General features: G+C 72.5%; 14 protein-coding genes and 2 pseudogenes. 5 read left to right on the forward strand and 11 right to left on the reverse strand.

All coding sequences use genetic code 11. The features are described from left to right. Positions 1–2: 2 nt before the first annotated feature. Together V1227_RS05090 and V1227_RS05095 are read left to right on the forward strand one after the other, a co-directional pair. Positions 3–4196: pseudogene (locus tag V1227_RS05090) on the forward strand (SDR family NAD(P)-dependent oxidoreductase); the annotation flags it as partial. A 99-nt stretch (positions 4197–4295) separates the two neighbouring features. Next, on the forward strand, positions 4296–5225 hold the full coding sequence (locus V1227_RS05095; RefSeq protein ID WP_329791297.1) for an ACP S-malonyltransferase: 930 nt from the start codon (positions 4296–4298) through the stop codon (positions 5223–5225). Positions 5226–5229: 4 nt separating this feature from the next. On the opposite strand, the gene V1227_RS05100 is transcribed toward V1227_RS05095, so the two are convergent. The 3 genes and pseudogenes from V1227_RS05100 to V1227_RS40535 form a co-directional block, all read right to left on the reverse strand. Next, complete coding sequence (locus V1227_RS05100; RefSeq protein ID WP_329791298.1) at positions 5230–6015, reverse strand: IclR family transcriptional regulator; 786 nt, start codon at positions 6013–6015, stop codon at positions 5230–5232. Between the two features lie 1154 nt (positions 6016–7169). Further along, positions 7170–7397, reverse strand: coding sequence for a hypothetical protein (locus tag V1227_RS05105; protein WP_329791299.1), 228 nt, complete (start codon positions 7395–7397; stop codon positions 7170–7172). 418 nt (positions 7398–7815) lie between these two features. Further along, positions 7816–8483: pseudogene (locus V1227_RS40535) on the reverse strand (winged helix DNA-binding domain-containing protein). A 66-nt stretch (positions 8484–8549) separates the two neighbouring features. Here V1227_RS40535 and V1227_RS40540 point away from each other — a divergent pair. Further along, positions 8550–8831, forward strand: coding sequence for a hypothetical protein (locus tag V1227_RS40540; protein WP_442916460.1), 282 nt, complete (start codon positions 8550–8552; stop codon positions 8829–8831). Here V1227_RS40540 and V1227_RS05115 read toward each other — a convergent pair. Both V1227_RS05115 and V1227_RS05120 read right to left on the reverse strand, forming a co-directional pair. Next, complete coding sequence (locus V1227_RS05115; RefSeq protein ID WP_329791301.1) at positions 8802–11063, reverse strand: hypothetical protein; 2262 nt, start codon at positions 11061–11063, stop codon at positions 8802–8804. The genes V1227_RS40540 and V1227_RS05115 overlap by 30 nt on opposite strands. Continuing rightward, on the reverse strand, positions 11060–11701 hold the full coding sequence (locus V1227_RS05120; protein ID WP_329791302.1) for a peptidoglycan-binding protein: 642 nt from the start codon (positions 11699–11701) through the stop codon (positions 11060–11062). The genes V1227_RS05115 and V1227_RS05120 overlap by 4 nt, the downstream gene beginning before the upstream one ends. A 398-nt stretch (positions 11702–12099) precedes the next feature. On the opposite strand from V1227_RS05120, the gene V1227_RS05125 reads away from it, so the two are divergent. Next, positions 12100–12408: a hypothetical protein gene (locus V1227_RS05125; protein ID WP_329791303.1), complete on the forward strand. Its 309-nt coding sequence runs from the start codon at positions 12100–12102 to the stop codon at positions 12406–12408. Between the two features lies 1 nt (position 12409). After that, entirely contained in the window at positions 12410–12574 is a 165-nt protein-coding gene (locus V1227_RS05130; RefSeq protein WP_329791304.1) for a hypothetical protein, read from the forward strand. A 101-nt stretch (positions 12575–12675) separates the two neighbouring features. On the opposite strand, the gene V1227_RS05135 is transcribed toward V1227_RS05130, so the two are convergent. The 6 genes from V1227_RS05135 to V1227_RS05160 all read right to left on the reverse strand — a co-directional run bounded on the left by V1227_RS05135 (position 12676) and on the right by V1227_RS05160 (position 23627). After that, the gene (locus V1227_RS05135) at positions 12676–13095 is read right to left on the reverse strand and encodes a DUF1761 domain-containing protein (protein ID WP_329791305.1); all 420 of its coding nucleotides are present in this window, start codon (positions 13093–13095) and stop codon (positions 12676–12678) included. A gap of 392 nt (positions 13096–13487) precedes the next feature. After that, complete coding sequence (gene aroF, locus V1227_RS05140; RefSeq protein ID WP_329791306.1) at positions 13488–16604, reverse strand: 3-deoxy-7-phosphoheptulonate synthase; 3117 nt, start codon at positions 16602–16604, stop codon at positions 13488–13490. After that, entirely contained in the window at positions 16604–17533 is a 930-nt protein-coding gene (locus tag V1227_RS05145; RefSeq protein WP_329791307.1) for a GHMP family kinase ATP-binding protein, read from the reverse strand. Before V1227_RS05145 ends, aroF begins: the two co-directional genes overlap by 1 nt. Then, on the reverse strand, positions 17530–19047 hold the full coding sequence (locus V1227_RS05150) for an argininosuccinate lyase (protein WP_329791308.1): 1518 nt from the start codon (positions 19045–19047) through the stop codon (positions 17530–17532). Before V1227_RS05150 ends, V1227_RS05145 begins: the two co-directional genes overlap by 4 nt. Then, positions 19044–22253, reverse strand: a complete 3210-nt coding sequence (locus V1227_RS05155) for an amino acid adenylation domain-containing protein (RefSeq protein WP_329791309.1) — start codon at positions 22251–22253, stop codon at positions 19044–19046. The genes V1227_RS05150 and V1227_RS05155 overlap by 4 nt, the downstream gene beginning before the upstream one ends. Before the next feature lie 144 nt (positions 22254–22397). After that, a complete protein-coding gene (locus V1227_RS05160) occupies positions 22398–23627 on the reverse strand; it encodes an MFS transporter (protein WP_329791310.1) in 1230 nt (409 codons plus the stop codon). Positions 23628–23714: the final 87 nt, after the last annotated feature.

A 23714-nucleotide genomic window follows, 5' to 3' on the forward strand; every position in this document is an offset into this window, starting at 1 on the left:
GCGCGAGCGAACCGATCGCCGTCGTCGGCATGGCGTGTCGCTTCCCCGGCGGCGTCCGCTCGCCCGAGGACCTCTGGCAGGTGCTCGTGCAGGAGCGCGACGTCACGAGCGAGTTCCCGGACGACCGCGGCTGGGACCTGGAGACGTTGTACGACGCGGATCCCGCGAAGTCGGGTAGCAGCTATACGCGCCGGGGCGGGTTCCTCGACGGTGTCGCCGACTTCGACGCGCCGTTCTTCGGCATCTCGCCGAAGGAGGCCCTGGCGATGGACCCCCAGCAGCGGCTGCTGCTGGAGACCTCCTGGGAGGCCGTGGAGAGCAGCGGCCTCGACCCCCGCTCGTTGCGCGGCAAGCAGGTCGGCGTCTACGCCGGCGTGATGTACCACGACTACGGACCGCCGTCGCACCTCGCGCCCCCGGACGTCGAGGGGCAGCTCACCATCGGCATCGCGGGGAGCATCGCCTCCGGTCGCGTCTCCTACGCCCTCGGGCTGGAGGGCCCCACCTCCACGGTCGACACCGCCTGCTCGTCGTCACTGGTCACGCTGCACCTGGCCGCCAGGGCGCTGCGGTCCGGCGAGTGCACGATGGCACTGGCGGGCGGCGTCACGGTGATGGCGACACCGGGCTCGTTCACCGAGTTCAGCCGCCTGCGGGCGCTGGCGCCCGACGGCCGCTGCAAGCCGTTCTCCGACGACGCGGACGGCATGGCGTGGGGCGAGGGCGCGGGCATGCTCCTGCTCGAACGCCTCTCCGACGCCCGGGCCAACGGCCACCCCGTGCTCGCGGTCGTGCGTGGCACCGCCATGAACTCCGACGGTGCCAGCAGCGGCTTGACCGCACCGAGCGGCCCCGCCCAGCAGCGGGTCATCCGCGCGGCGCTGGAGGACGCCGGGCTGACCAGCGGTCAGATCGACGCCGTGGAGGCGCACAGCCCCGGTACCCAGCTGGGCGACTCCATCGAGGTCCAGGCGCTCGACGCGGTCTTCGGGTCCAGCCGGGACCGGCCGGTCCTGCTGGGCTCGGTGAAGTCCAACCTCGGCCACACCCAGGCCGCGGCCGGGGTGGCCGGAGTGATCAAGATGGTGCAGTCCCTGCGCCACGGCGTGCTGCCGCGCAGCCTCCACATCAGCCGCCCCACCTCCCACCTCGACTGGTCCACCAGTCAGCTGGAGCTCCTCACCGAGGCGAAGCCCTGGCAGCGCGGAGCCGAACCGCGCCGGGCCGGTGTGTCCGCGTTCGCGATCAGCGGTGCGAACGCCCACGTCGTGCTGGAGGAGGCGCCCGAGGCCGAGGGTGAGCAGCCACCGGTCGAGCGCGTCGCGACACCGCTCGTGCTGTCCGGGCGCACCGCGGAGGCCCTGCGCCTCCAGGCCGCCCGCCTGCGCGAACACCTCACCGCACACCCCGGCCTGCATCCCGGCGATGTCGCCGTGTCGCTCACCGGGCGGACGCCGTTCCGGCACCGGGCACTCGTGGCAGGAGAAGACCCCCTCGCGAGCCTGGGCGCGCTGGCGGCGGGGGAGACCGCGCCCGGCGTCCGGACAGGGGTGAGCGGGTCGGCGCCGGTCGAGGTCGTGTTCCCCGGACACGTCCCGGACCTGGAGCTCGGACGCGAGCTGCACGACGCGCATCCCGTGTTCGCCGAGGCGTTCGACACCGCGTGCCAGGCGTTCGACGCACTCCTCGGCCGGCCTCTGCGTCCGGTCGCCCTGGAGGAGCCCGAGCAGGTGCGGGAGATCAGGTTCGCCCTGCCCGTGCTGTTCGCCTTCGAGGTGGCGCAGTTCCGGCTCCTGCGTTCGTGGGGGGTGCGGCCCGGCCGGCTTCGGGGTGAGGGTGTGGGCGAGATCGCCGCCGCTCACGTCGCGGGGCTGCTGGCGCTGCCGGACGCCGCTCGTCTGGTCACCGCCATGACGGTGTCCGCGGCGGAGTTCGTCCGGACCAGCGAATCGGTGGGCTACCCGGGGCTTTCGTCCCCGCTGGTGCGGGACCTCGCCAGTGCCGCGGGCTGGAGCGCGGTGGCCGAGCCGGACGCGCCGGCCAACCAGGTGGAGCTCGGTCCGGCAACCGCGCGGCGGGCGCGGCTCTGCGCTGCTCTGGCCACGCTGTTCGTCGACGGTGCCGAGGTCGACCTCGCGGCCGCGTTCGCCGGTACCGGAACCGCGGTGCCGCTGCCGACCTACGCGTTTCAGCGACGCCGCTACTGGATCGACGGCGGTGCGGCGGTCGGCGCCTCCGCCCTCCTCACGTCCTCCGTCGACCTCGCGACGGGCGGCAGCCTGCACACCGGCCACGTGTCGGTGGAGCGCCAGAGCTGGTTGAGCGGCCACCGCGTCGGCGGCGAGGTGGTGGTTCCCGGCACCGCGCTGCTCGACCTGGTGCTGCGGACCGACCCGTCGGCGCGCATCGCCGACATGGTGTTCACCGCCCCGATCACCGCTCCGGCCGAGGTGCAGCTGCAACTGTCCACACCGGAAGAAAATGGCGACCGTGCCGTTGCGGTGCACTCGCGGACCTCGGAGAAGTCGCCGTGGACCCAGAACGCCCGTGCCACGGTGACCGGGGCGAGCGCGGCCCCCGCACCGCTCGCCGGTGCCTGGCCTCCGGCCGGCGCCGTGCCCGTCCCGGTCTCGGGCCTGCACGACCTGCTCGCCAGGCGTGGTCTGTTCTGCGGACCTGCCTTCCGCGGTCTCGAAGCGTTGTGGCGCCGGGATGACGAGCTGTTCCTGGAGGTGCGTTCGCCGCTGGGGGCGGGGGAGCACCTGGTGCACCCCGCGCTGCTCGACGCGGCCCTGCACCCGTTGGCGCTCGGCTTCCTGCTCCCGGATTCCGCCGGCGCGCGGCTGCCGCTCTCGTGGAGCGGTGTCGAGGTGCACACCCCGGGTGCCACCGCGCTGCGGGTGAGGATGACGGCCACCGGCGAGGACTCGGTGTCCCTGACCGCCTGGGACGGCACCGGAGCTCCCGTGCTGACCGCGGACGAGCTGGTCGCCCGGCCGGTCGTCCTCACGACGGCCGGTACCGGCGCCGAGGTTCTGCCGACCGCCGCGGACGCCTCCGTGCGACCGGAGCCGGTCCTGTCCACTGTGGACGCCGCCGCGGTCCGCACCGCCCCGGGCGCCACGACGCCCCGGCTGACCGGTCTCGGCGTGGACGAGCTCGTCGACGCGATCACGGCAACCGCCGCGGACCTGCTCGGCTGTGCCGTCGAGGACATCTCGCCGGACGTGGCCCTGTTCGAGATCGGGCTCGCCTCGCTCAGCGCACTGGAACTGCGCAACTGGATCGAGCGGGAGTCCGGCCTGTCCCTGCCGGTCACGACGATCTTCGACCACCCGGCGCCGCAGGCGCTCGCCAAGCACCTGCGCCAGCGGTTCGAGGCGTCCGCGGCCCCCGCCACCTCCGCTCCGGTGTCGCTGGCGGGAACCACCGTCCTGCTCACCGGGGCGACCGGCGGACTGGGCCGCCTGTTCGCCGAGACCCTGGCCGAGGCCGGCGCGAACCTCGTCCTGACCGGCCGCGACGGCACGGCACTGGCCGGTGTCGCGGAGCACGTCAGGGCGCTGGGTGGCCAGGTGCGGCACGAGATCGTGGACGTCATGGACGCCGAACGGATGTCCGCCGCGGTGCGGCGTGCGGTCGACACGTTCGGCAAGGTCGACGTGCTCGTCAACAACGCCGGTGTCTCCGGCCCGATGGGGCCGATGTGGGAGACCGACGAGGACGAGTGGTGGCGGGCCATGGAGGTCAACGTGCGCGGCACGTTGAGGGTTTGCCGTGCGGTGCTGCCCGGCATGGTGTCCCGTGGTGCGGGCCGCATCATCAACGTCGTCAGCTCCGCGGGCCGGCACCGCTGGCCGAACCTGTCGTCCTACTCGGTGACGAAGGCGGCCCTGATCAAGGTGGCCGACAACCTGGATCCCGAGCTGCACGGCACCGGCGTCTCGGTCTTCAGCTTCCACCCGGGCCTCGTGGACCTCGGGCTGACGAAGCAGCACCTGGACCGGGGACCGACCGGGGACAGGTGGGGCGACCAGGTGCACGACTGGTTGAGCGAGCAGCGCGAGCACGGCCGGTTCTCCGCGCCGGAGCAGGCGGTGCGGCTGCTGCTCACCCTCGCTTCCGGAGCCGCGGATTCGTTGTCGGGCCGCTACCTGACGCCTGATGACGACCTCCGGGCACTGCTGGGCAACTAGAGGTGGGCCGGGTCCGGTGCCGGCCGGACCCGGCCTCCGGGGACCCGCGCGGATCCCGGACCACCACCGTCGACGAGCCGGAGACCAGAGGACGACCTCATGAACCGAGCACCCGCCAACCCGGTCTTCCTGTTCCCGGGCCACGGTGGCTATCTGCCGGGAGGCCTGCAGGAGTTCACCGACGACTTCGCGGGCCTGCCGTCCGTCCTGGAACGGATCACCGCGGCGTCCCGCGCAGTAGGCGGCCCCGACATCGCCGAGCTGCTCACCGACCGCGCGGCCCCGACCCTGCGCAGTCTCGTCGACGACGATCCCGGCAGGCTGCACCTGGCGATCTTCGCCACCGAGCTCTGCCTGCACGAGATCTACACCCGGAGCTGGGGAGTTTCCCCGGCGGTCCTGGTGGGCCACAGCCTGGGGGAGTTCGCGGCTCTCGTGGCCGCCGGGTGCCTGTCGCCGGAGACCGGTGTCCGGCTGATCGTCGAGCGCGACGAGGCACTGCGCTCCACCGGGCTGCGGCAGGGCGGCATGGTGGCGTTGCGCGCCGATCGCCGAACCGCCGACCGGCTGCTCGCGGGGCTGGACGACGACCACACCGTGCTCGCCGCCGACAACGGGGAGGACCAGGTCGTCGTGTCCGGTCTCGCGGAACCCCTGCGACGGCTTGCCGATCGTGCCGCCGACGAAGGGGTGGAGGTGACCTGGCTGCAGGTGCCCTACCCGTTCCACAACGCGTTGCTCGCCGACGCGGCGGCGCGGTTCTCCGCCGTCGTGGACACGATCGACTGCCGGGCGCCGGAGGTTCCCGTCCACTCACCGGTGCTCGGACGCGAGGTGCGGCGGCCGGCGGACGTCCGCGAGGTGCTCGCGGGCCACCTGGTGCGTCCGGTCGGTTTCCTCGACGCGCTGAAGTCGCTGAACGCGCAGGGCCACCGCGTCTACCTGGAATGCGGCGGGAAGGCGGTGCTGACGAACCTGGTGCGGTCGGCGCGGGAACACGACGTCGCGGCGGCGCCCGGTGCGGCGTGAGCGCTCATCCCGCCGGTCGTTGCTCGACCGGTCCGCAGGGCTGCGCGGTGGCGATGGCTCCGGCCGTCGCCACCGCCCGCCGCAGGGCGAGGGTAGTGCGCGGGAGGTCGATCCGGCCGGGGTAGGCGACCCCCAGGCTGATGAAGGGGCGGTCGTCGCCGATGCGGATGGGCATGGCCACGGCAGCACCGCCGTGGGCGGAGTTCTCGGTGACTACCGCGATTCCGCGTTTGCGCACGGACTGGAGATCGACCAGCAGCCGCGTGGGTGACGTCCCCGTGCAGGCGGCGAACTCGTCGACGCGGTCCAGCAGGTCCGGCCGGAACGCGAGGAGCGCCTGCCCGGTCGCGGTCGCGGACGCGGGTTGCAGGAGCGGCTGGCTCTGCACGTAGTCGCTGAGCTCACCCCGGTAGAGCAACTCGACGTAGCGGACGTGCGTTCCGTCGAGGACCCCCATGAGGACGACTCCGCGGGTGCGGTCCTGGAGGTCCATCAGCAGCGGCGTGAGAGCCCGCCGGAGCTGCTCGGCTCTGCCGTGGTCGCTGTGCCGGGTCATGTCGGAGAGGTAGTCCCCGACCACGAAACCGCCGTCGGCCTGGGCCGCGAGGTTCAGGTCGGTCAGCACCCCGAGGATGCGGTGCACCGACGACTTGGGTTCCCCGGTGCGGCGGGCCAGGTCGGACAGCGACATCGGCCCGTTGGCCCTGGCCAGCACCTCCATCAACGCCAGTGCCCTGCGCAACGGCCGTCCGGCGGCGGTCTCGAGCTTCGGCAGCGGCTCCGCGATCACCCCTGTGGACCGGTGGACGCCGCATGACCGTGCCGATCGTAGTTCGTGCCTCACCCTGCAACGACCTCACTTTCGAGAGGGAACTTCCTGATGAATCGGCGTACTCGACCGAGCGGGTGCGCCGCGCAGCCGACGAGTTCGGAGTTCGCGGCCGGTGGCGCTGCGGAGCACAGCTCACGCGAGGCCATCACGACCTGCCCGGTGCCCAAACCGGTGCCGCCGTACCGGTTACGTCGCAGGACCACTGACCGTGGCCGGAGGCGATCCCGCACCTGCGTACGGTCCCGCGGCAGTGCAGTGCGGCGGCAGCGGACCGCGGAACCACGGACCGCCTGCCGTGCACAAGTGCCGCAGTGCCGCAGTGCACCTGTCGCCGCAGTGCGCCGTGAGGCCTCGGGATCGTCGGGCCTCAGCACCGCCTTCACGGCGGGCGGTTTTTCGACGCATGGTGGTTCGACGATCAAGGCACCCTCCCCGTCCATCGGTCGCTCCGACGATATGGGCGTTGTGGTCGGGCTTTACTGCGGGTTTCCGTAACGTCCGCGAACGCTCGTGTGTGAGTCGCCACAGCCAGGAGTGCGATCACACCACGGGTTTCCGTGGTTGAACCAGATCTTGTGCGACTTCTCGTCGCGGGAGCGCAACCACGACTCGGCATCCCTGACATCAGCCGACGCCTGTGATTCCTCCGACACAGCGAACGGCGTTGCTGCCACATCTGGCCCGGCAAACACCAGTCCGCCGGAACGATGATCCGGACATGCTCTGCGTTCGAGCACATTGCCCATCAGGAGAGGAGCAGTGTCATCCGTCCAGCGTGGACGGTGGTGTCGATTCAGGCGCCGAGTCCCGCAAAGAGCTGTGCTCACCTGGGACCCCAGTCCCCTTCCGGAGGTGCCGGCGCAAGGTCAACCGCGCTCCGCGGACCTGCGAGACGGCGAAGCTGAACGATCCCGCAGGACGTTGTCCGCGCCTCATCTCGGAACGATCTGCCGTTGAAGCGGAACCCCTTGGTGGATCTGCGATCCTGGTCGGCTTGGGCGCCGTTGCGAGCCGGGGAGCGTGCGGCCGACGGTGTGCCGGAGCAGGGGCTCGCGCGAGGCGATCTCGGCGGTGCGGTTGACGCGCGGCGTCACGGCGTCAGGCGGGTCCGATCACGGAGATGGCTCCCGGCAAAATCCGTCCGGGTCCCGCACCACTGCGGCCACACCGGTGATGTGACCGTCGCAGTAGCCAAAAGAGTGCAGCACGGACAGCACTGTGGTCGCCGCGATGCGGTGCGCTGTGGCCATGGGGTCGTCGGTCCTGAGCGCCGGGTCCACAGCGGCAAGCGGGTCTTCGTCCTGCGACAGCTCGGCGATCAGGGGTTCTTCCTCATCCACCAGCTACCCGGTAATATGAGAGTCACCGTCAGCTCGCACTGTGGGTTTCCGCAGGAACCTGCTCAGCGCCTGGTGCGAGTGGTCACAACCGCGGATCGATCACTGCGCGGTGCGAGCGCCGCCGGAGTGATCGCCCTGCTGCTCGAATAGCCCCTGATCATGCTGTTCCTCGGCGCGTACTTGGCGGGCACATACCTGGTGAAGCAGTCTTTGCGTCACCGCTGACGGCGGCGACGCTCCAGCGGCCACACTCACGCAGCGGTGTGAACCACCGACGACGTCGGCCGCTGGGCACCTTCGCAGACGTCACGATGCCGAGCCACGCCGGGGATGTCGGTTCGTCGTTGAGCGCAGGTGCGCGTGGAAGTGCCGTCAGTGCCGGGTGTTGCTCGAGCCTCGACCAGGCTGACTGTGGCGATCAAGGACGGGTGGGGAAGGACACACTCTTCGCGGCCACGAACGGCAGCAGGCGTTGAGCCTCGTCCTCGAGCGCGGCCCGGTCGTCGGCCGTCAGCGGTCGGAACGGCGTCAGCCGCAGCTCCCCGGCGGACAGCGACCAGCTGCCGTGCACGCGGCCGTCGCCAGGAACGCAGGCAGGACCAGCGCCCGGCCGGGCATGATCCGCCTCCGGTCTTCGTCGGCGATGATCCGGGTCCGGTCGGCGTGCCCGAGCAGGGCGTTGTCGAATGCGGGCAGAAACCGCACAGGAGCCGGGGTGTCGGCGTGGGGCAGCTGGGCATCGGCCAGGTCGACCAGCTCCCTGCCGTGCGGATCCCGGTAGCGGCGCAGCTCGCCGCTCATGTTCGCGACGACCTCGCTCAACCGGGTCAACCCGCTCCACGCCTGCACGTCCTTGACACTGGCCGGCCCGAACGCCGCGAGATACCGGCGGATCAGCTCCCTGGCGTTCGCCGGCTCTCCGACACCGAAGGCCGTGACCGACACGGACGGCCGGGTCCCCCAGGTACCCCATCCAGTGGTGGCCGGACCGGCTGACCGACCCCCGCCCGACCGGGGCACGGTTCCTGCCGCGCAAGCTGCCCGCCGAGGACGCGGCGGCCTTCGTGCACACCAGCGTCGGCGCACCCACTGCTCACACGGTCCGGCTCTGGTTCATGCACCCGAGGCGCGGGTACGGCAGATGGTCGGCCAGTGGGGGACTGTCGAGCCCGCGGAGAAGACCGCTGCCACCTCACCATGGTCTCGGCCCGTCTGGACTGGCCAACACAGGCGCTGGGCAACATCGGCGCGGACTTCGAGGTGCTCGAGCCACCTGAGTTCACCGCGCACCTGCTCGAATGGGGCACCCGGTTCGTGCGGGCCAGCGGGCCGACCGCAGCAACGCCCGAAGAGCCGACGGCGACCGGTTCCGGCTCGCTGTCGGCTCTTCGGGTGCGACCGGGGTCAGGGGGAGGGGACTGCGCTGGGAGCTGACGTGACCGTGGTCGTCGGCTCCACGGACGACGGTGGCGTGGTCGTCGCGGTGGTGCTCGGTGGCGTGGTCGTCGTGGGTGCGTCGGACGAGGTGGTCGGACGGGGACTTTCCGCCGACGTGGTGCTGGGCGGTGGTGTGGTGGCCGGCGCGGTGCCGGGCAGGGGGACTCCTTCCTGCCGGAGCACGTCGAGGATGCGGGACTTCGCATCCTCCAGGGCCTGCTGGATCTGTTGCGCGGTCAGGCTCGGCACGTCCTCGGCCAGTCGGGACAGCTCTGCCCACACCGCTTCGAGCCGGGCTTTCGCCTGGGGGCTCAGATCTTCGGGAAGGCTGACGACCAGTTGTGAGGCCAGCGCGTACGTCACGCACTCGACACACGAGTGGTTGACGGCGACGGCGACGTTCTGCGGCACCACCACGTTCGCCTGGCCCACCACGAGGACCACCTGGAAAGCGACCGCCACCGTCGTGCAGCCCTGGCACGAGGCCAGCGCGTATGCCTCGTTCCTGTTGTCCACCACCCCATCGGTCTCCCACACCAGGGCGAAGGACACCTTGTAGCGGATCGCGCCGTCGGTCGTGTTGACGACCAGGACCTGGTTGTCGTCCGGACCCGGGGGTTCCGGTCGGTCGAACGGGAAGACCCACGTCGGGGCGCCCGGCGAGACCGGTTCCAGGACCATCGCCAGGACCGGCCTGTCCCTGTTGGGCAACGGTTTGCCGGCGGGCCACACGGTCTGGGCGGACACGGGGCGCGCCGGTCGGACGGGAGCCGGCCCCGCCGCGGCGGCGGACGCGACATCGGTGATGGTGCCGCGCTCGTCGGGCCGGATCGGCCGGTACCGGTCGGGTTGTGGCCACCACGCCCACGCCAGGCCCGCGATCACAGCGATCCCGCACAGCACCACGAGCGCGCGCCGGCCGGGCCTGCCCTCGGTGGAGTGCCAGGAACGGGCGACCAGCCGACCCGTGAGGCGGGTCAGCAGCAGGCCGATGCCGAGCACGGGCAGCGCGATGGCGGCCACCCCGAGCACCCGCACCAGCACCAGCGCGAGGTCCCCCTCACCCAGCGCCGCGTGCGCCGACCGCCACTGGTCACCGGCGCCGTGCCACGCCGTTCCCACCACTCGCGGGAACGCCAGCACCAGCAGAACCGTGCTCGCCAGCAGGACCGGCACGACGACGAGCACCCACGTCGTCACGACCGCGCGCGCCCACGGCTTGAGGACCTTCGACTCCGGCTTGCCCCAGCGGTGCGGCAACAGGCCCAGCAGCGTGGGCTTGATGTGGTGGAACAGGTCGGGGACACCGGTCAGGTCGGCGAGCACGTGGTAGCCGTCGTAGCGCACCAGGGGCGCGAGTTGGCGCACCATCTGGAGGATCTGCGTGGCGATCACCAGCAGCAGCGCGTCCCAGCCGGTCAGCCACCAGACACCGTGGACGGCGACCGCGACGAGCGCGTTGAAGTACAGCCCGCCCAGGTCGGTGCGCAGCCGGCCGGCCCGGCCGAGCCGGTAGCTGTCGGTGACATCGGTGTAGAAGGCGGGCCACAGCAGGTAGAGGCCGAAGCCCATCGCGCCGGGTGTCGCGCCGCCGTACCGCGCGGCGGCGGCGTGGCCGAACTCGTGGAAACCCGCCGAGAGCACTGACACGCCGAACACGAGCAGCAGCAAGGCGGGTTGGTGGAGCGCCTGGTGCGTGGCGCCGGCCAAGCCCTTGACGAACAGCACCCAGAACGACACCGCCGCGAACGCCACCAGCACCGAGGCCACCACCAGCGGGTGGAACAGCCGTGCGAACGGCGCGGTGACCCGCCGGGTGACGCCGGGTTCGCTGATCACGCGGCGCAGGCGCAGGCCGAGCAGCGGTTCGGCCTTGCGGTGCGCGGGTTGGGAGCCGTCGGGGAGTTCGAGCACCCCGAGCGGGCGCAGCCTGGTCTCCAGCAGGACGCGCACGTCTTCCGCGGTGACCGAGCGGCCGATGGCCGGCCCGACGGCGGCGGCGATCCCGGCGTGGTCGGTGCGCCCGTCCACGGCCTCGAGAACCCGGTACAGCAGCGGGGTGAGTTGGAGGACCTGGCCGTCGGCGCGGCGGACCAGGGCCGGCGGGCGGCGGTAGCCGGAGCCGCGCATCTCGCCGATCAGTTCGACGTCGCGCGCCCGGCGCGGTGGGGTCGTGGTGAGCACGTCCCCGCCGGCCGGGTCTGGTGAGGCGTTCACGAGATCGCTCACTGGTCGATGTCGGACCTCTGCTCGGCATTCGCCTCGGCGGTGCCGTCGATGGTCTGCTGGATGATCGCCTGCTGCTGCGCGACGGCGGTCGCCTCCGAGCCCACGGAGCCGAGGTTGGCGGCCACGGCGGCATCGATCGGGGCGGCCACGTTGGCGTTGAGGGCCACCGCGCCGTTGATCGGGGCGGCCAGGTCGAGGTCGGCGGCGAGGTCGACGTCCACGTTGAGCAGACCGCCGTCCAGCGCGCCGGTCAGGTCCGTGGGCGTCGGGACCTGCGCCCCGCCGGTCGGCGGCTGCGGGACAGGGGCCGGGGACGTGCCCTGGCCGATGGCGCTGTCCTGGTCGGAGTTGGCCACGGCCTCGCCGGTGATGCCCTGCTGGATCGCGACGCCCTGGTCGGCCATGGCCTGCGCGGTGGACCCGTCGGACAGCACGTTCGCGCCCACGGCGGCGTCGATCGGGGCCGCGATGTTGGCGTTGCCCGCGACGGCCAGGCCGATCGGCGCCGCGAGGTCGAGGGCGAGGTCCAGGTCGACGTTCAGGTCGAGCAGCGAGTACACCTCCTTGTCCGGCAACGCCGTGCCACCCTCGGCGGCCAGCTCGTCCATCGACAGCGGGGGCAGCTTCGCCTCGCTCATCCGTCACTCCACTCCGTCGGCACGCCGACCGGACCTCGGTCGGCTGGTGGTCCGGACCTTTGCCGCTCTTCGTGGTCCTGAAACGGCAGGAGCCCGTTGTGAGGATGAAATCGTCCTGGTGGCGGCTGTTCGTTGAGCCGAATGGCCGACGGTGGAAGTGAAATCCTTTCAGGACAGCGCGATCCGGATCCAGGGCGGTTCGAAACTCGCTTCGCGGTTCAGGATTCGGGATCGAGACGTCGCGGATCTCCCGGCAGATCCGCAGGCGGCGGAACCAGTGCGGCAGCACGAAGGTCTGCTCGACCACCCAGCGGTGCGCGCCCACGCAAGAACTGCTCATCAGGTTGAAAGGCGGCGCCTCCGCCCGGCGCGGGGCAGTCACCGACCACCAGGGCAGCGTGATCGGTCTGGTGGACATGCCGCAAGAGGCGGCTCAGCAGCCCCTGCTAGGGACAAAGTCCGTGCCGTACAACGGGATGGTCATCTGCGAGACCTTCGGGACCGGCCGAGCGCTCGGTCCCGCCGGGTGCCACGACGTCGACCGCGACGCTGATCGAGCCTTTCACCGGACGGCACAACGACTCCGCAGCGGCTACCGCCGAGTCAATCGCGCGGAACGCCGCCGCAGAGCCATCGGGTTCAACGAGCACGGTCGCTCGAACCAGGACGGAGCCAGTGAGTTCAGGTGGTTCGAGCACGAGGAGTGAGATGGATTCCAGGAGTCGCAACGGCATCGTGGGCATGTTCCTTGCGGCTGCCGCCTCGCTGGTCACCCTGCTGCTCGAACTGCCGTTGGTCGTGCCGATCCTGCTGCTCCTCGGCGGATGTCTGCTGGGTGTCCACGTGGTGAGGAACTCACTGCATCGCCGCTGACGTGGAGCCGGGGGAGGGGACTGACGGATCATGGCCTACGTGAAAATCTCCAAGATGGCTCGTGACCGACCCGGAATGCCTGGCCGGGGTCCCTCACCTGATCAGAACGCCACCAGGATCAGCGCGGTGATCACGATGCCCACGAGGTGGTAGGCACCGGAGATCAGGCTGTAGGACAACGGCCGCGGCATGTTCGGGTTGATGGCGATGATGACGGTGTTCGCGGCCAGGTAACCGATCCCGACCACCAGTGCGAACACGACCGCGTCGACGACGGTCTCGATGCCCAGTGCGGACATCAGCGCCGCCGTGGTCGTCACGACGAACAACGTTGCGACGGCCGGACCGCCGAAGAACAACGCGGGCTGGGTCGGCTTCGGGGTGCTCTCCCTGCCGAGGGCCGTGGCGTACGGCTTGGCGAACAAGCCGGCGAACCAGACACCGCCCAGAACGGTGTACACGACAACGGCGAGGAGCACGGCGATCCAGTTGACCGAACCCAACGCACTGACCACATTCATGTCCGCTTTTCCTTTGATAACAACGGCCTGGTGCCGTGTGCGGGTCTACTCTCGCGACCCAGGAGGACAGGGTTCGTCCTCTACCCCCAGGAGTTCTGCAGTGTCCTGAGACACAGCCGTCCGGGTTGTTCCTGCGCAGAGCGGTGGCTGTGGGAGCGGACGTGAGCGAAAGCCTGAACGAACGCACAGCGGAGGTACGCCGCGTGCCGCGGCGGGTGGGTACCAGTCCTCGATGTAGTCGAAGATTGCCCTGTGCGCCTTGGCTTTGGGTCAGCCCGCCGCCATCGCCGACCGGGTCGACCACGTGCAGCGTGACCGGCTCTCCGGCCTGGGCGCACAGGCGCTCCACGACGAAGACGCCGTGGAGGCCCGCGCCTCGACGCAGCGCCGCGTCACCGCACCGCCCCGCGCTCCGGGTCGAGCAGCTGCCGGGGCAGGCGGCCGGCCAGCGCGGCCCAGTCCTCCAGTTGCCCGGCCAGGCCGGACAGGTCGGATGCGGTGAGCGCCTGCGGGCCGTCGCACAGCGCCGACGCCGGGTCCGGGTGGACGTCGATCATCACGCCGTCCGCGCCCGCCGCCACGGCGGCGCGGGCCAGCGGTCGCACCAGCTCGCGCCGGCCGGCGGCGTGCGAGGGGTCCACCACGACCGGCAGGTGCGAGCGGGCCTGCGCGAGGAGCACCGCCGACAGGTCCAGGGTGTTGCGGACCGAGGGTTCGAAGGTGCGGATGCCGCGCTCGCACAGCACGATGTCACTGTTGCCGCGCAACGCGATGTACTCGGCGGCCAGCAGCCACTCCTCGACGGTCGCGCTCATGCCGCGCTTCAGCAGCACCGGTTTCCCGCTGTCGCCGACCGCTTCGAGCAAGCCGAAGTTCTGCATGTTCCTGGTGCCGACCTGGAGCATGTCGGCCCAGTCGGCGACCAGCTCCACGTCGCGGCTGTCGACCACCTCGGTGACCACCGGCATCCCGGTCTCCGCGCGTACCTCCGCGAGGATGCGCAGTCCGTCGGCGCGCAGGCCCCGGAAGCCGTAGGGGGAGCTGCGCGGCTTGTACGCGCCGCCCCGCAGCAGCACCGCGCCCGCCGCCTTGGCCAGCCTCGCCGCCTCGATCGTCTGCTCCGGCGACTCGACCGCGCAGGGGCCGGCGACGAGCGTGAAGGTGTCCGGTCCGATGGCGACCCCGCCGACCTCGACGGTGGAGCGGGTCTCCCGCGCGGTGCGGTCGACCAGCGGGTAGGCCGACACCGGGCGCGCCTGCGGTTGCCGCAGCCGGAAACCGATCAGCGCGGCGGCCCGGTCCAGGGTCTCGACCAGCTCGGCGCGGGTGGGCGCGGTGGCGATCACGTACCCGGCCCTGCCCCGGAAGTCGACAGGCGGGGCCACCTGCTGCCCCGGCTGGACGGTGATCGTCACCGCTCGCACGCCGGGCAGCGCCTCGACCAGCGCCACGCCGGTCACCTCGTCGAGCACACCCGCTTCCGGCGGCAGCAGGAACTGGATGCCCGCGTGGCCCTCGACCGACTCCGGCAGCTCGACCTCCGCGCCCGCCGCCGCGCGGACCTGCGCGTCGAGCAGGTCGACGCCGGTGGTCAGCCGGAACAGCTCGGGGATCATGCCGCCCGCCAGCCTCGGGTTGATCTCGACCACGGACGCTCCGTCCGGACCGATCTTGACCTCGGTGTGGCTGGGGCCCGCTTCCAGGGCGACCGCGGCGAGCGCGGCGCGCACCGTCGAGGCCACCTCCTCGGCCACCGGCGCGGGCAGCGCGGCGGGCAGGACGTGCCGCGTCTCGACGAAGTGCGGGCCGGGGGTGACGGTCTTCTCGACGATGCCGAGCAGCCGCTGCTCCTTGCCGGTGCCGAACATCTCGACGCTGTACTCCGGCTGGTCCAGGTACTGCTCGACCAGCGCGGCCCGCCGGGTGGCCTGGCCCCGGACGTTCGCGGTGACGGCGAGGATCGTGGCGGCCTGGGCTGTTGCCTCCGCCGTGGTCGCGCACCGCAGAACGTTCGTCGACCCCGACTCGCCGACCGGTTTCACCACGCACGGCAGTCCGGCGACGGCGACGGCCTCGCCGGTCGTCGTGGCCTCGGTGACCACGGCGAAGCGGGGTTGCCGCACCCCCGCGTCGGCGAGCGCGCTCCGCAGCGCGGCTTTGTCCCGGCAGCGCTCGACGGCGTCGGCGTCGGCGGCGGGCAGGCCCAGCCGGGCGGCGAGCCGGGCCGCCGTGGCGAGGTAGAACTCGCTGGTCGTCGTCACGGCGGCCACCGGGTCCCGGCCCGAGACCCTGGCGACGGCGAGCGCCAGCGCGTCCTCGTCGTTGGTGTCGCAGGTGACGACGGTGGCACCGGTGTCGGCCAGCCCGTGGTAGCGCTCCGGCTGGTTGGTCACCAGCACCGCCCGGTAGCCGAGCTCGCGGGCGACGCCGAGGGCCCGCATGCCCGTGCCCGTGGTGTTCGCCTCGACGAACACGAACAGCGGCGGCCGGTCGCTGTCGTTGACCCGGTAGGACCAGCTGGACACCTGGGCGCCCGCCGCGACCCGGCGCGGGGTGGTCGCGAGCGGCAGGTCGGGCAGGCCGCGCTCGGCCCAGTACGCCTCGTCGTGCACGGTGTCGGAGTACCTGTCGCCCCGGTCGGGGAGGATGCCGACGACGCGGGTGCCGGGCAGTGCGGTGGCGGCGAGCCAGGTGAGCACCCGGTACACCGAGCCGGAGGTGTTGCCGCCGAAGAGCTTCTCCTCCCTGGTCAGCGCCCTGGTCGCCTCGAACGCCTCGCGGTCGTTGAGCCAGTGCACCTCGTCGATGACCTCGTGGTCGAGGTTCGGCGGGTGCAGGCTGTTGCCCAGCCCGCTCTGGAGCCGCTGCGGCCAGTCGTGCTGTCCGAACAGGACGCTGCCGACGCAGTCCACACCGACCACCCGCAGGTCGGGCAGGCGCTCGCGCAGCGCCCGCGAGGTGCCGCAGAGCGAGCCGCCGCTGCCGACCGCGCCGACGAGCACGTCGACCTCGCCCAGTTCGGCGACCAGCTCATCGGCCAGTGCCCGGTAGGCGGCGGGGTTCTCCGGGTTGGAGTACTGCCTCGGCCAGAACGCGCCGGGCAGCGTGGTCATCAATTCGTCCAGTTTGGACAGCCGGGCGCCCTGCCAGCCGTTGCCGTCCATCTCGGACACCACGTGCACGGCGCACCCGAGACCGGTCAGCTTGGCCATGGTGATCTTGTCGATGCGCGGGTCGGTGACGATGTGCACCGGGTGCCCCAGCAGGGTGCCGACCAGCGCGACGCCGAGCGCCATCGTGCCGGAGGAGCTCTCCACGATCGGCGCGCCCTCGGCCAGCTCGCCGGACCTGCGAGCGCGGGTGATGATGTTCTTGGCGACCCGGTCCTTCATCGCGAACAGGTTCTGCATCTCCAGCTTGGCGTGGACGAGCACGCCGCGCTCGGAACCGGTCCGCAGTCGCACCAGCGGGGTCCCGCCGATCGCGTCGATCAGGCTCTCGTTCAGCATCAACGCCGCTCCAGTCCGTCGAAACTCAAACACCGGTACACCGCGACGTTGCCCGCGATGGACGAACACGCGCCCGCCGCCGCCGCGACCTGCTCCGGGTAACCCGGAACCGCCGGGTCCAGCAGCACCCCCAGGCTGGTCCCGCTGTGCGCGGCGACCACGCCCAGCCCGCCGACCTCGCGGCACACCTCGAGCACCCGCTCCAGCAGCGCCTTGGGCCGCAGCACCTGGTTCATCAGCGCGCTGCGGGTGGCCACCCGGCCCACCTCGGCGAGGTCCCCGCGGCCCACCGCGTCGGTCACCCGCGCCAGCAGCCCGGCGTACTCGCGCCGGTCGGCAGGGGTGAACGGCTTGGGGATGCGGTTGAACTCGACGGTGTCGACCTGCCCGCCCTCGTCCACCCCGACAACGGTCATCGCCGGCAGCGAGCCGAGCACCGAGTGCAGCGCCACCCTGCGGTGGTAGAAGGCGACCACCCCGGGGTAGAGCACGCCGTCGGTGGGTTCGATGCCCGCCAGGTAGGTCTCGAGGCGCCGGGGCGGCAGGCCGATCCCGAAGGCGGTGGCCACGGCGCGGGCGGTGGCCACCAGGTCCGCGGAGGAGCTGGCCATGCCCTTGCCCTCCGGCAGGCCGCTGTCGATCCGGATCTCACCCGCGACCGGGCGGCCCGCGTCCCGCAGGAGCATCCCGGCCAGCCGCAGCGCCTTGGTCTTGTGCGGGGGCCACACGGTCAGCTCGCCCGCTTCGGCGCTGCCCCGGAAAGTCGCCACGGACCAGCGCGCGATCGGCAGCGTGACCAGGAAGTCGCCGTCCTGCTCGGGCAGCACGCCCTGCAGCAGTTCGCCGAACACGCCGAAAGCGGTGCCGACGCCGGTGACGCCCCGGTAGAGCGGGCGGGGACCGGCGATACTGCCCACCGCCCCGGTCACGACCGCACCCGCGTGTCCTGCCGCGCCTCGGCGAGTGCGGCCGCGAGTGCGGTGTCGGCGTCGGCGACACCGGCGCGGCGCGCGGCCCAGTCCGCCGCCAGCCGGTCGAGCTCGGCGTCCTGCGCGGCGAGCAGGTCGCGCACCGGCCCCGGCCCCGTGGACCCGGCGGTGCGCTTGGCCGCGAGCGCGGTGGTGACGTTCATGGACTCGCGCAGGATCGCGGCCGAGTGCGGCGTGCGGTACCCGTGATCGGCCAGGGCGGCCTCCAGCAGTGCCGGGTCGGGGTCGGTGGGCGCTCGGCCCGCGCCGACGGCGGCGACGACGTACCGCCCGGCGACGACCTGGGCGGTGCGCCACGGCACCTCCGCGCGCAAGGTCAGCTGGTTGGCGAGGGTGAAGCCGCCGAAGTACTCCGCCGCGCACGCCGCCGCGAGGCGTTCTTCGGCGAACGAGAGCCGGTCGAGCACGCCGGTGAGCAGCCGCGCGATCGAGGCGAGGTTGTCGAACGCGGCGGGCACCTGCGCGCTCGCCTCCTTGGACACCTCGACGGAGTTGCTGTAGGACGTGGCGCGCTGCGCGGTGGCGATGCCGTGGTACGCGGCGTGCAGGTGCGCGGTGCGGCCCCGGATCCGCTCCAGCACGGGGAAGTTCTTCTTCTGCGGCATCGCCGAGGAGATGCCGGACCAGTCGTCCGGCAGGTCGATGAAGCCGTAGCCCGTGCCACCCCAGGTCATCAGGTCGGTGACGAAGCGGCTCAGCGCCACGCCCAGCATGGAGAACTCCGCGCACGCCTCCAGCGCCCAATCCCTTTGGGACACCGCGCGCAACGCGTGCCGCTGGGCGCTGTCGCACCCGAGCAGCCGTGCCATGCGTTCGCGGTCCCAGGCCAACTCCTGACCCGCCATCGCGCCCGCGCCCATCGGGCAGGTGTTCGCGGTGCGGTACACCGGTTCGAGCCGCGACAGCGTGTGCAGCAGTTGCTCGGTGAGCGCCGAGAAGTAGAACGCGGGGCTGACGAGCTGGGCGGCCTGGGAGTGGGTGTACCCCGGCATCACCAGGTGCGCGGTGCGGGCGGCGAGCCTGCTCGCCGCCCGGCCCAGCTCGACCAGGAGGTCGGCGGTGTCCAGCAGGCGGGCGCGGCCGTGCAGCAGTTGCGCGGACGCCTGGAGGTCGTTGCGGCTGCGGTCGACGTGCCAGGCGGGCGGTGTTCCGGGCAATCGCGCGGTCACGAACCGCTCCAGGCCGAACGCCAGATCGCTCATGGCGGCCCCGGCGACGCGCCCCACCGCCTCCGGTGTCGCCGCGTCGAGCGCGGCGTCGATGTCGCCGACCTGCGCGCCGGTCAGCAGGCCCATTCGCGCGTACTCGACGAGCAGGACCTTCTCCAGCCGCACGTACTGCGGCAGCAGGTTGGCCAGCTCGAAGCGCAGCTGCGGTTCGAGGACCTCGGTGCGCAGCAGGTCGTCGGGCCCCGCCGAGATCCGGCCGGTCAGCTCCACGTGGTCGGTGCTCACACCAGGCTCCTCGGGCTCGTCGGGCGTGGACAGGCCCCCAGCACGATCCGGGCGACCTCGGCGGCCCGGCTGCTCGGGAAGTAGTGGCCGCCCTCCGGCAGTTCCCGCAGGGTCAGCACGTCGCTGAGGCCGGCCCAGGCGGGCAGGCGCTCCCGCGCCCCGGCGGTGTGCGGGTCGTCGGCCGCCACGACGACGTCGACCGGTGCCGCCACCCGGTGCGCCCTGGGCGCGCGGAGCACGTCGCGGAAGAACCGGTTGGCGGCGCGCACGTCGTGGCGGTAGGCGGCGCCGACGACGCGGGCGCGGCGCGGACTGCCGCCGTCGACCTCGATGTAGCCGCTGTCCTCCAGCATCGCGGTGACCAGGTCGCGCTCGTCCAGGGCGGCCACCCGCACGTCCTCCGCGCGCAGCTCCGAGTCGGTGGCGGGCCGGACCGCGCCGAGGAACACCCGCCGCGCCGGCTCGCCGTCGTGGTCGAGGAGACGGGCGAGGGCCAGCGCGGGCGCGGCGCCGCTGCCGTGGCCCCACAGCAGCAGCGGGGCGTCGGCCCCCGGGTGGGTCCGCAGTTCCGCCCGCACCGCCTCGGCGATGGCGGGCACCTCGGCCAGCTGCCCCGGTTCCGCGTCGAGGTCGTGCCCCGGCAACTCGACCGCGAGCACCCGCACCCGGTGCTCGCGCAGCTCGCGGGCCAGCTCGTGGAAGTTGACCGAGTTGCCGCCCTCGTGCGGGAAGCAGACGAGCGTCGCGACCGGTTCGTGGTCCACATCGGACAGTTGGTGCAGCAGTGGCGGCGCAGGCGTCGGGCGCTGCTCGTCGATCACCGCCGCCAGCTCGGAGAGCACCGGGTGCGCGAGCACCTGGCGCAGCGACACCAGCCCGTCGAGCCGCAGCAGCAACCGCACCACCGACAGCGAGGTGCCGCCGAGCCGGAAGAAGTGGTCGGCGTGCCCGATCCGCTCCAGCGGCACGTGCAGCACCTCGGCCCAGGCCGTGGCGAGGGCGCGTTCGGTCGGTGTGACGGGCGCCGCGTACGGCCCGTCGGCGTGCCCGAGCGTCGCCGCGACGGTCGCCAGGACCACCTTGTCGATCTTGCCGTTCGCGGTGAGCGGCAGCCGGTCCAGCCGGTGCACGTAGGTGGGCACCAGCTGGTCGGGCAGTTGTTCGGACAGCCGCGCGCGCACCGCTCCACCGTCGAGCGCGCCGGACCCGGTGAAGAACGCCACCAGGATGGGCTCGCGCCCCGCGCCGCTGTCGACCACGACCGCGCCCGAGGTGACCCCGTCGATGCCGGCCAGCCGGTGCTCGATCTCGCCGATCTCGACCCGGACGCCGCGCACCCGGATCTGCTCGTCGCGGCGGCCCAGGAACTCCAGCCGCCCGCCGGGCAGCCAGCGGCCGATGTCCCCGGTGCGGTAGAGCCGCCTGCCCGGCCGGTGCGGGTCGGGGACGAAGGCCCGCGCGGTCTGCTCCTCGTCGTCGAGGTACCCGCGACCCACGCAGACACCGGAGAAGGCGATCTCGCCCGGCGCACCGAGCGGCAGCAACGACTTCGTGTCGTCCAGGATGGAGACCTCCACGTTGCGCACCGGACGCCCGAGGGTCACCTGCTCGTCCGCGTGCCGCAGCACGGCGTGGGTGGTGTCGTCGGACAGTTCGGTGGCGCCGTAGGCGTTGACCAGCGTGGTGCCGGGGCAGCAGGCGAACCACCGGCGCGCCAGGTCCGGGCGCAGCACCTCGCCGGTCACCGACAGCGCCCGCACGGCACCCAACCCTCCCGGCCCGTTCTCCAGCCGGTCCAGCAGCACCTCGAAGTAGGACGGCACCAGCTGGGCGACCCGCACGCGCCCGGTGGTCAGCTCCTCGACCAAGGCGTCGGCGTCGAGCAGCACCTCCGCGTCCACGATCCGCGAACTGCCCCCGCACAGCAGCGGCGCCAGCAGCTGCCACAGCGAGATGTCGAAGCTCTGCGCGGCGGTCTGGGCCACCACCTCGCCCGCCACGAGCTCCATGTCGGCGATCTTGGCGAGCAGGTGGTTGAGCAGGCCGCCGTGCTCGCACATCACCCCCTTGGGCGTCCCCGTGGAGCCGGAGGTGAAGTAGACGTAGGCCAGGGCACCGGGGGAGACGGGGACCGGGTCGGCGCGGGCGCCGGTGCCGAGGAGCCCGTCGATCGGCAGCACCGCGCGCCCTGCCGCCCACGCGCCGGGCTCGACCCCCGGCCCGGTCAGCACCACCCGGCACCCGGCCCGGTCGAGCACGGAGGCGATCCGCCCCGCCGGCGCCCCCGGGTCGACGGGCAGGTAGGCGCCGCCCGCCCGCAGCACGCCGAGCACGGCGGCGGCCCAGCCGAGGCCGCGATCGGTGACGACGGCGACGATCTCGCCGACCGCCTGCCCGCGCTCCAGCAGGGCGGCGGCCACCTCGGCCGACCGCGCGTCCAGTTCCCCGTGGGTCCAGCTCCGGTCGCGGTGCGAGACAGCGACCTCGTCCGGCTCGCGCGCGGCCTGCTCGGCGATGAGCTGAGCGGTCATCCGGTCACCGAGGGGGACGCGCGGCCCCGACAGCTCGTCGAGCTGGTGGCGGATCTCCGCCGCGTCCAGCAGGTCCTCGACGCGGTGGACGGAGTCCGGATCGGCGCACAGCAGCCGCACGGCGGCCAGGTGGTACCCGGCGATCCTGGCCACCGCGTCGGCGGAGAGCAGGTCGGAGCGCGAGGTCACGGTGAGCGTGCCCGCGGTGAAACGCACTCCGAGCACGGCCTCGTGGCGCGCACCCTCCGGCGACAGGCCGAGCACGGTCTCGACCGGCAGCTCCCCGCGTGGTGCGCCTCCGAGTGCCTGGCCACCGGGCGCGCCGCGCACCTCGGTGGCGCCGCTCACCAGTTCGGTCCAGCGCTTGCCGGCGACCTGCGCCGAGACCGCGCGGACGGCCGCACCGGTGATGAGTCCGGTGACGGGGGCCGGTTCGGCGGTGATCGCCCGCAGCACGGCCAGGTGCGCGGCCAGCAGCAGCGCGTCGACGGTCGTGTCCAGGGCGTCGGCCGTCGCGCCGAGCCGGTGCCGCAGCGGCGCCGGAACCTCCCGGTGGCAGTCGACCGGGACGGCGGGGCCGGGAGCGGGCCAGCGCGGCACGGCGGTGACGACCCCCGGTGACGGGCCGGTGCTCGCCACCCGCTCCGAGGCCGGATCAGGCGAACTCAGGTACACGTGATCTCCCTGCGCAGCACGCGGTCCGCGCCGGAGACGACAGCGCGGATCCCCCTTTTCCCTTCCACACTAGGCATCACGCGGACGCACCGAACCGGCTTTGTTGCGCACGGACACAGCGGTTCTTGCGGACTGCACGTCCTGTCAGCCCGGCGCATCGACGCCCTGCGCGGCCGGCACGTCGTCCATCTGCCGCCACACGGGGAAAATGAAGGGACACAACGCGGCCAACAGGCACAACCCGCTGAACGCGTATGCCGCGCCGTGTGGGCCGATGCCGTCGAGCAACACCCCCGCCACCAACGAGCCGATCGGCATCGCCGCGCTGCCGACGGCGTGCAGGGCGCTGAAGACCCTGCCGCGCAACGGTTCCGGCACGCGGTCGTACTTGACCGCCGCGATCACCGGGTTGATCGCGCCGTTGGCGAGCATGCCGAGTGCCAGCAGTCCGATCAGCACCACCGGCGCCGGGTCGAGCGCCACCACCAGGTACACCGGTGGCCCGGAGACCAGGCCGCAGAACGCGAAGGTGCGCCAGCGGTGCGCGCCGGAGCCCCAGAGGGCGTAGCAGGCGGTGCCGAGCACGCTCGCGCCGCTGGCCGCGCCGATGATCACGCCGACGAGCGTGCTGTTATGCCACACCAGCACACCGAAGGCCGGCAGCAGCACCGAGAGCAGGCCGGTGGTCAGCGCGTTGGCGCTCGCGTTGCTCGCGCCGAGCACCACCAACAGCCGATCGCGGCGCAGGTACACCAACGCCTCCCGCAGTTCTTGGAGGTAGCTGGTGCCACCGCTGCCCCGCGTCCGGGGCACGCGCACGAACAACGCCACCAAAACGGCCGCGACCAGCAGCGCTCCGCCATCGGCCAGCAACACCGCGGTGGGACTGGTCGCCGCGATGAGAAGACCACCGAGCACCGCGCCGAGCAGGTCGCCGACCCGTTGCGCCGCCTCTTCCGCGCCGGTGCCCCGGGACACCTTGGTGCCGGTGGCGGCCAGCACGGCGGGCATGAGCACCTGCTTCGCGCTGCGGGACGGTGCGCGTCCGGCACCGACCCCGAACGCCAGCACCACGAGCAGCCACAACGGCACACCGACCGCGTGGTGCACCAGCGGGATCGCCGCCACCGCGACGCAGGTGAACAGGTCGGCGGCGATGCTCGCGCGCCGGGCGCCGTAGCGGTCGATCAGCGGTCCGGCCAGGACGACCGACAGCACCAACCCGAGCGTCTCCGCGGCGGCGACGACACCCGTGGTGAGGCCGCTGCCGGTGGTCTGCAGCACGAACCACGGCACGGCGATCAGCGTCATCGTGGAGCCGACCGTGGCGATCGCGCCCGCGCCGATCAGCGCGACCAGCGGGGTCCTGCTCATCGGCCACACCCCGCCCGCGCGGCCGCACCGCTCCGCCCGGGACTGCTAGCATCGCACCGCCACGGCAGCGCCCGGGACCACCGCGCG

It is taken from the genome of Lentzea sp. DG1S-22, from assembly GCF_036321065.1.
Taxonomy (GTDB): Bacteria; Actinomycetota; Actinomycetes; order Mycobacteriales; family Pseudonocardiaceae; genus Lentzea; species Lentzea jiangxiensis.

Bases quoted from the DNA above. Each gene is read 5' to 3' on its own strand.
- V1227_RS05095 (WP_329791297.1), top strand. From the start codon at position 4,296: ATGAACCGAGCACCCGCCAACCCGGTCTTCCTGTTCCCGGGCCACGGT.
- V1227_RS05120 (WP_329791302.1), bottom strand. From the start codon at position 11,701: ATGAGCGAGGCGAAGCTGCCCCCGCTGTCGATGGACGAGCTGGCCGCC.
- V1227_RS05130 (WP_329791304.1), top strand. From the start codon at position 12,410: ATGGATTCCAGGAGTCGCAACGGCATCGTGGGCATGTTCCTTGCGGCT.
- V1227_RS05135 (WP_329791305.1), bottom strand. From the start codon at position 13,095: ATGAATGTGGTCAGTGCGTTGGGTTCGGTCAACTGGATCGCCGTGCTC.
- aroF (WP_329791306.1), bottom strand. From the start codon at position 16,604: ATGCTGAACGAGAGCCTGATCGACGCGATCGGCGGGACCCCGCTGGTG.
- V1227_RS05160 (WP_329791310.1), bottom strand. From the start codon at position 23,627: ATGAGCAGGACCCCGCTGGTCGCGCTGATCGGCGCGGGCGCGATCGCC.